This is a genomic window from Mesorhizobium sp. M7A.F.Ca.AU.002.02.1.1 (genome assembly GCF_003998535.1).
Lineage (GTDB): Bacteria > Pseudomonadota > Alphaproteobacteria > Rhizobiales > Rhizobiaceae > Mesorhizobium > Mesorhizobium ciceri.
Genome location: NZ_RZPB01000293.1, coordinates 1 through 6983, shown reverse-complemented (window position 1 = coordinate 6983; position 6983 = coordinate 1). Strand labels below are relative to the sequence as shown.

The following is a 6983-nucleotide window of genomic DNA, read 5'->3' as shown; positions in this document are numbered from 1 at the left end:
CGCCTGATGCGCGCAAGGCGCAAGCACATGCGCGCCCGCCTCGATCAGCTGCCGGCGCACGGCAAGGATGCGCTGCCAGCCGGCGGGGGTGCCGGGCTCGACGATCAGGAGCGTGTCGCCAGTGAGTTGCCAGAGCCGGTCGATGAGTTTCGGCAGCGATGCCGGCGCGATTTCATCGAGCACATAAGCGCACGTGACCAGATCGGCCGGCTCGATGTCAGCAAGGTCGATGGTGGCATCACCGGCCAGCCATCTGCTCTGGGCGGCAATAGTGTTGCCGGCAAGCGTCTCGCCGACCTTACGCACGGCGGCACTGGCTTCGAACAACACCGCCTGTTCGAGATCGGGCCACAGATCGGTCGCGGCCCAAAGCACCGTGCCAGGGCCGGCGCCGACATCGAGCAAGGTCCTGGGCTGAAAGGCAGGCTTGGCGTCGCTCAGCGCGTCGAGGCTGGCACGGATCGCGGCATAGGTCGCCGGCAGCCGCGTCGCCAGATAGGCCTTCACCGCCAGATCCTCGGCCATGTGCAGACGGCCGTCGCGCAACTCGGCGCGGTAGCGGTCGGACAGCGTCTTTGCCGCTTGCTTGAGTACCGCCAGCGGAACGTTTTCGAGCAGACGCTCGACACCTTGGCGAAGGGAGGCAGGCAACTCCATCTCAAGCGCCCCGCGGGACGAGAAGGATCACCGAAGCACCGGCAATGCAGAGCGCGGCACCGGCAAGATCCCAGCGGTCGGGGCGAACGCCTTCAACCAGCCACAGCCAGCCAAGCGACGCCACGATGTAGATGCCGCCATAGGCGGCGTAGGCGCGACCGGCGGCTGACGTGTCGACCAGCGCCAGCAGGAAGCCGAACAGGGCAAGCGAGGCGAGGCCGGGAAGCAGCCAAAGCGGCGACTTCTCCAGCCGCCACCAGGCCCAGAATGAAAAGCAGCCGGCGATCTCGGCCAGAGCGGCGGCGGCATAGAGGACAAAGGTCATGAAAAAGGTCCCGCGACGGTCACGGGACCTTTTTCAGTGCCGGCGCCGGCAATGGCAAGCGGCAATGCTATTCCTGGTCGGCAACCTTGCGGCGGCGAGCCGGCTTGGCGGCCGGGCTCTTTTTGACGGGAGCCGTTTCACGATGCCCCATATCGCGCATCTCCAGCGCTTTTTCGCATTTGGCCATGTAGTCGCGTGTCATCGGCAGCGTATCGTTCTTCTTGGCGATCTGGATCTGGAAGATCACCAGATCCTGCCAGCGGAATGCGGCTTCCGAGGCCGCCAGATAGAATTCCCACATGCGGCAGAAGCGCTCGTCATAGATCGCCTTGGCCTTGTCGCGATTGGCGGCGAAGCGCTCGCCCCAGTGCTTCAGCGTGTCGGCATAGTGGAGCCGCAGGATCTCGACGTCGGTGACGACCAGGCCCGACTTCTCGATCGCAGGCATCACTTCCGACAGCGACGGGATGTAGCCGCCCGGGAAGATGTATTTGCGGATGAAGGCGCTGGTCGCCCACGGCACGCCGGAACGGCCGATCGTGTGCAACAGCATGACGCCATCCGGCTTGAGCAGCGTCGCGCTCTTGTCGAAGAAGGTGCGATAGTGGTTGACGCCGACATGCTCGAACATACCGACCGAGACGATGCGATCGAAACGCTCATTGAGTTCGCGGTAGTCCTTCAGCTCGAAATGCACGCGGCTTTCCAGCCCTTGCGCATGCGCCCGGTCGGTGGCGACGCCATGCTGCTCGGTCGACAGCGTGACGCCTTGCACGTCGACGTCGAACGCCTTGGCGAGATAGAGGCCAAGCCCGCCCCAGCCGGAGCCGATGTCGAGCACCGTCTGGCCGGCCTTCAGCCGGAGCTTGGCGGCGATGTGGCGTTTCTTGGCGCCCTGCGCCTCGTCGAGCGTCATGTCCGGCTGCTCGAAATAGGCGCAGGAATATTGCATGTCCTCGTCGAGGAAGAGCCGGTAGAGATCGCCCGACAGATCGTAGTGGCGCTGCACGTTGCGCCGCGAGCGCGAGGCGGTGTTGATCTGCTGCAGCCGGCGGAAGGCGTGGCGCAGGCCTTCGATGGCCTTCGACCAGGTGGCGTCGATGCCGCCGCTGCCCATGTTCTGGAAGGCGATGCGCATCACGCCCAGCACGCCGCCCTCGAGAATGTCGAGTTCGCCGTCCATGTAGGCTTCAGGCACCGCCAGCATCGGATCGAAGGTGATGGCGCGCTCGGCATGCGCGGTCTTGATGTGCATGTGCACCGGTTCGCCGCTGCCGTCGCCGAAAACCACCGCCGTGCCCTTGGGGCCGGTTACCCTAAGATTGCCGGTGCGCACCAAGCGGTCGAGAACGCGCTTTAACAGAATATTCATGACCAAATGTCCCCTCTCGGCCAGACAGGCTGCCTTGGCGCGTGACCGCGAAAATCGGGATCGATTTCGCCGGAGATCTTGCGCCGAACCAAAGTTGCACAGCGTGCTTTGCGCGGCCAAAGGACGCGCGACGCCATAGTCTGCAACAATATATAGGGGTTCGAAAAGTTCCATTTGGCACAAAAATGCCCGGGCGCGAGGCCCGGGCATTGGTCCAGCATGGCTGGATGACGGCAAAGTGATCGGAGCTTGGCGTCAAGTCGTGATCAGCCCCATGGCTCCAATCGCTTGCGACGTGTGATCAGGCGTTGTCTTCGTCGCCCTCGAACTCGGTGTTCGGATCGAAGAAGTTCTCCGGCCGGGCGTTGTCGTTGATGTCGTCGCCATAGATGGCTTCGGCGGTGGTCAGCGTCTCGCCCTTGGCCTGGCGCTCGGCTTCGTCGGCCGTGCGGGCGATGTTGAGCGTGACGGTGACCTCGACTTCCGGATGCAGCGCGATCGCCACATTGGTGACACCGATGGTCTTGATCGGCTGGTTGAGCAGGATCTGGTTGCGGTTGATCGAAAAACCTTCCGCCGTCAGCAGATCGGCGATGTCGCGGGTCGAAACGGAACCGTAAAGCTGACCGGTTTCGCCGGCGGAGCGAACGGCGATGAAGCTCTTGCCGTCGAGCTTTTCAGCGACCTGGGCCGCTTCCGACTTGCGCTCGAGGTTGCGGGCTTCAAGCTGGGCGCGCTGGCCTTCGAACTTCTTCTTGTTGGCTTCGTTGGCGCGCAGCGCCTTGCCCTGCGGCAGCAGGAAGTTACGGGCGAAGCCGTCCTTGACCTTGACGGTATCGCCCATCTGGCCGAGGCGGGAAACGCGTTCGAGAAGAATGACGTCCATGGATTTGTTCCTTTGGTTGGACGCCAATCGATCGATGAGATCGGCGCCGAATGTCTTGGGAACAGGTCAGGAAGCTTGAGCGCCTTTGGCGCTGGTGTCGCTGTCCTGCCTGTGCGGCAGTTAGAGGTTTTGACCTCAACCCGGGATTTGATGTTCAACCCTGCGGCGCCCGTCGCCGTGGGAGAAGAGCGGGCGGCGAACCGCCCGCATTTGAGATATTAGCGAACCACGTAGGGCAGCAGGCCGAGGAAGCGGGCGCGCTTGATCGCCTTGGCGAGTTCGCGCTGCTTCTTCTGGCTGACGGCGGTGATGCGCGACGGCACGATCTTGCCACGCTCGGAAATGTAGCGCTGCAGCAGACGCACGTCCTTGTAGTCGATCTTGGGCGCGTTGGCGCCGGAGAACGGGCAGGTCTTGCGGCGGCGATGGAACGGGCGCCGGGTCGGGATCTGATTGATGTCGACCATTATTCTGCACCCCCTTCAAAGCCTTCGCGCGGACGGCGCGGACCACGATCGGCACCGGCGTCGCCGAACGAGCGCGGCGGACGATCGCCACGGTCGCCGCGATCACGATCGCCGAACGAACGCGGACCACGATCGCCACGGTCACGGTCGCCGAAGCCGCCGCGTTCCGAGCGCTCTTCGCGCTTCTGCATCATGGCCGACGGGCCTTCCTCATGCGCCTCGACCTTGATGGTCAGGAAACGCAGCACGTCTTCGGACAGGCCCATCTGGCGCTCCATCTCGTTGAGCGCGGCCGCCGGGCAATTCAGGTCCATCAGCGTGTAGTAAGCCTTCCGGTTCTTGTTGACCCGGTAGGTGAGGGACTTCAGTCCCCAGTTCTCGACCCGGCCGACGGACCCGCCATTTGCGGAGATGACACCCTTGTACTGTTCGACAAGCGCATCGACCTGCTGCTGCGAGAGGTCCTGCCGGGCAAGAAACACATGTTCGTAAAGAGCCATTATGTCTTATGCCTTTCTTCGTTTCTCTCCCGGTTCCCGGCGGCAAAAGCCTCTGCAACTTCTCTGACCCGCAAACCCTCGAGGGGCAGGGGGAAGAAAGGAGCATGACGAGACGGTCGAGAGCGGAGACACGGGAGGCGGAAGCACTTCCGGCTTCACACGAAGGTTCTGAAAAACCTCCGGCCCTCCGTTCAGCCCCCAGCAAGGACCGGCAGATTGCGGGCGTCTATACAGCAATCCGGCCGCAAAGCAAGGGCAAGCGGCATTCCCGTGTGTCGCAGGCGACGATCGGGAGCAGCAACGGCCGGAGTCGTGGTTTCCGGCAACCACGTCTTAACCACACCAGCAGGTTGTGTGGAGTTGAAGCCTGGCCGTCAACGGTCGATTCATCATGGAAGGCGCAAAAGCCCGGACAACCGCGCAAAAGCGGCAAGCATTTCCGGGGGTAAGGATGCTTCTCAACAAATTCTGGCGCTCGAAGAGCGGCAATTTCACGCTTGTGCTGGGACTGGGTTTGCCGGTCATCCTGACGGCAGTCGCTTTCGCAACCGATGTCTCGACCCTTATGCGGGCCAAGAGCAATTTGCAGAACGCTCTCGATTCGGCAAACCTTGCTTCTTCGCATCTTGGCGATCTCGACATCACCCGCAATGACGCTTTCAACCGCTATTTCCAGGCCAACATCGTCGGTCATGGCGAGCTCGACAATGCGCAGGCGACGTTGACTGTCGACAAGGGCGTCAACTTCGTCAAGACCAAGGCGGTTGCCTCGGCGGACGTCCATCTCAACTTCGCCTTCCTGTTCGGCGACAGCAAGCACATCGTGGTCGATGCCTCGGCGGTCGAATCGAACAACCAGCTCGAAGTCGTGCTGGTGCTGGACAACACCGGCTCGATGGCCGGCGCGCGGATGACGGCGCTGAGGACGGCGACAAAATCGTTGCTCGACACGCTCGAAGCGGCGAAATCGCCAACGCGCAAGATCCGCGCCTCGCTGGTTCCTTTCGTGACGGCCGTCAATGTCAATGGCGACGGCTTCGACCCGTCCTGGATCGACATGGACGGCAAGTCCTCAACCAACGGCGTCAATTTTCCCGTCATCGACGGCAAGCGGCCGAACCACATGGCGCTTTTCAAACAGCTCAAGAAGACCGGATGGGCCGATGCCGGATGGAATGGCACCGGATGGAAAGGTTGCGTCGAGGCGCGGCCAGGCGCTTACAATATCTCCGACACGCCACCCGACCCGGCCAAGCCCGACACGCTGTTCGTGCCCTACTTTGCGCCGGATGATCCCGAAGACGCCCAGAAGCCGTCTGGCTCCTATGGCAATTCGGATAAATACTACAACAACTCCTATCTCAACGATGTCAGCGACAAAACCAGGCTTGCCCAGTCGGGCATCAACATTCTGGGCATCGATCTCAGCAACCTGCTCGGCAATCTCATCGAACTTCTGTCGCCCGATGACAGGGATGCCAGGGAAAAGATCGCCAAATATGTTGCGCCCGCCAAGGAACTCATCACCGAGATCGGCTCTCCCGTCACTGTCGGCCCGAACCGTGCGTGTCCGACCCCGGTGGTCCCCCTGACCGACGATTTCGACAAGCTGCGCAAGGCGGCCAGTCAGATGACCGAGTGGAATGGCTCGGGTACCAATGTCTCCGAGGGCCTGTCATGGGGTATGCGTGTGCTGTCGCCCGCCGCGCCCTACACCGACGGAGCGCCTTGGAAGACGCCCGGCATCAGCAAGATCGTGCTGTTGCTCACCGACGGCGAGAACGTCGTCTATGGCGCCAGCGAACAAGAACCGACAAAGTCGGATTACACATCCTATGGCTATCTGGCTGGCGGCCGCTTCGGATCGGACAACCAGACGACCGCTGCGCGCAATGTCGACGGCTGGACCAAAAACGTTTGCACGCAATTGAAGAACGAGGGCGTGCAGATCTACACCATGGTGCTGCAATCCGACACCGCAGCCAACCGTGCGCTTTACAGCGCCTGCGCCTCGGATCCGAGCAACTATTATGCCGTCAACGATCCGACCAAACTGCCGAACGTGTTCCTTCAGATCGCCAACAACTTCACGAAGCTGCAATTGACCAACTGAACACGCGAACCGAGACGGACCAGCAGGCTCTGAGGAAATCGCTGGCCTCAACTCGTATGGGCGGCGACAATCTTGTCGACCGTTTCGGGGAAGAAGTCGGGCGCTGCGTGGCGTTTGCCGAACATCATATCGTACTGCAGCAGGCGGAAATCGCGGATCGCCGGATCGATCTCCTTCTGCCGCGCCCAATCGGGCGTGGCCTCGCCAGCCGGCGTCAGCAGCAAATTGCGGTCGACGACACGGTAGTGTTCGCTCATCTCGCCCAGGAAGCCGGTGTAGTAGGGATGGCTGATGCCGGCCGTCTTCAGGATATGATAGGGCAGGAAGGCCGGGCTGACAGCGCCCATGTGCTCAGCCGGCCCGGTGCGGTTCGACCAGATGACCAGCGGCGTCTCATGATGCTCGAGGGCAGCCTCGGGCGACGCTTCCTTGCGCGGCGCGACATTGTCCTTCAGGAAGCCGGTTTCGACATAGACCGGCCCGAGCGGCGGCAGATGGTCGCCGAAGAAGGCGATCACGGTTGGGCGGGAGCGTGTCTTTGCCCATTCGACGAGGCGTTCGAGACCGCGATCGGCATCGGCTGAGCCTTCGGCGTAGCTGAGCAGCGATTCGCGCGCCCACTGGCTGATCGGCGCCTGCACCCTGTGCGTGGGACTGTAATAG

The 6983-nt window shown here is 62.3% G+C and carries 8 protein-coding genes; 1 reads left to right on the top strand and 7 read right to left on the bottom strand.

What is annotated here, in order from left to right; all coding sequences use genetic code 11:
* From EN879_RS18585 to rpsF, 6 genes are all read right to left on the bottom strand, one after another.
* Nucleotides 1–657 (bottom strand): small ribosomal subunit Rsm22 family protein (locus EN879_RS18585; protein WP_127274169.1); only part of this gene is annotated, 657 nt, incomplete at its 3' end.
* A gap of 1 nt (nt 658) precedes the next feature.
* Entirely contained in the window at nt 659–982 is a 324-nt protein-coding gene (locus EN879_RS18580) for a YnfA family protein (protein ID WP_013532523.1), read from the bottom strand.
* A 67-nt stretch (nt 983–1049) separates the two neighbouring features.
* Nucleotides 1050–2354 carry a cyclopropane-fatty-acyl-phospholipid synthase family protein gene (locus EN879_RS18575; RefSeq protein ID WP_013532522.1) on the bottom strand — a complete coding sequence of 435 codons (1305 nt, stop codon included), beginning with the start codon at nt 2352–2354 and terminating at the stop codon, nt 1050–1052.
* A 301-nt stretch (nt 2355–2655) separates the two neighbouring features.
* Nucleotides 2656–3240 carry a 50S ribosomal protein L9 gene (gene rplI, locus EN879_RS18570; protein WP_013532521.1) on the bottom strand — a complete coding sequence of 195 codons (585 nt, stop codon included), beginning with the start codon at nt 3238–3240 and terminating at the stop codon, nt 2656–2658.
* Between the two features lie 218 nt (nt 3241–3458).
* A complete protein-coding gene (gene rpsR, locus EN879_RS18565; RefSeq protein WP_006203718.1) occupies nt 3459–3707 on the bottom strand; it encodes a 30S ribosomal protein S18 in 249 nt (82 codons plus the stop codon).
* The gene (rpsF, locus tag EN879_RS18560; RefSeq protein WP_013532520.1) at nt 3707–4207 is read right to left on the bottom strand and encodes a 30S ribosomal protein S6; all 501 of its coding nucleotides are present in this window, start codon (nt 4205–4207) and stop codon (nt 3707–3709) included. The genes rpsR and rpsF overlap by 1 nt, the downstream gene beginning before the upstream one ends.
* 451 nt (nt 4208–4658) lie before the next feature.
* Here rpsF and EN879_RS18555 point away from each other — a divergent pair, with 451 nt between their 5' ends.
* Nucleotides 4659–6320 carry a pilus assembly protein gene (locus EN879_RS18555; RefSeq protein WP_063167703.1) on the top strand — a complete coding sequence of 554 codons (1662 nt, stop codon included), beginning with the start codon at nt 4659–4661 and terminating at the stop codon, nt 6318–6320.
* A gap of 47 nt (nt 6321–6367) precedes the next feature.
* Here EN879_RS18555 and EN879_RS18550 read toward each other — a convergent pair.
* On the bottom strand, nt 6368–6983 hold a 616-nt coding region (locus EN879_RS18550), incomplete at its 5' end, for a sulfatase-like hydrolase/transferase (protein ID WP_164774459.1).

Coding starts and splice junctions, on each gene's coding strand:
- EN879_RS18580 (WP_013532523.1), bottom strand. CDS start 982: ATGACCTTTGTCCTCTATGCCGCCGCCGCTCTGGCCGAGATCGCCGGC.
- EN879_RS18575 (WP_013532522.1), bottom strand. CDS start 2,354: ATGAATATTCTGTTAAAGCGCGTTCTCGACCGCTTGGTGCGCACCGGC.
- rplI (WP_013532521.1), bottom strand. CDS start 3,240: ATGGACGTCATTCTTCTCGAACGCGTTTCCCGCCTCGGCCAGATGGGC.
- rpsR (WP_006203718.1), bottom strand. CDS start 3,707: ATGGTCGACATCAATCAGATCCCGACCCGGCGCCCGTTCCATCGCCGC.
- rpsF (WP_013532520.1), bottom strand. CDS start 4,207: ATGGCTCTTTACGAACATGTGTTTCTTGCCCGGCAGGACCTCTCGCAG.
- EN879_RS18555 (WP_063167703.1), top strand. CDS start 4,659: ATGCTTCTCAACAAATTCTGGCGCTCGAAGAGCGGCAATTTCACGCTT.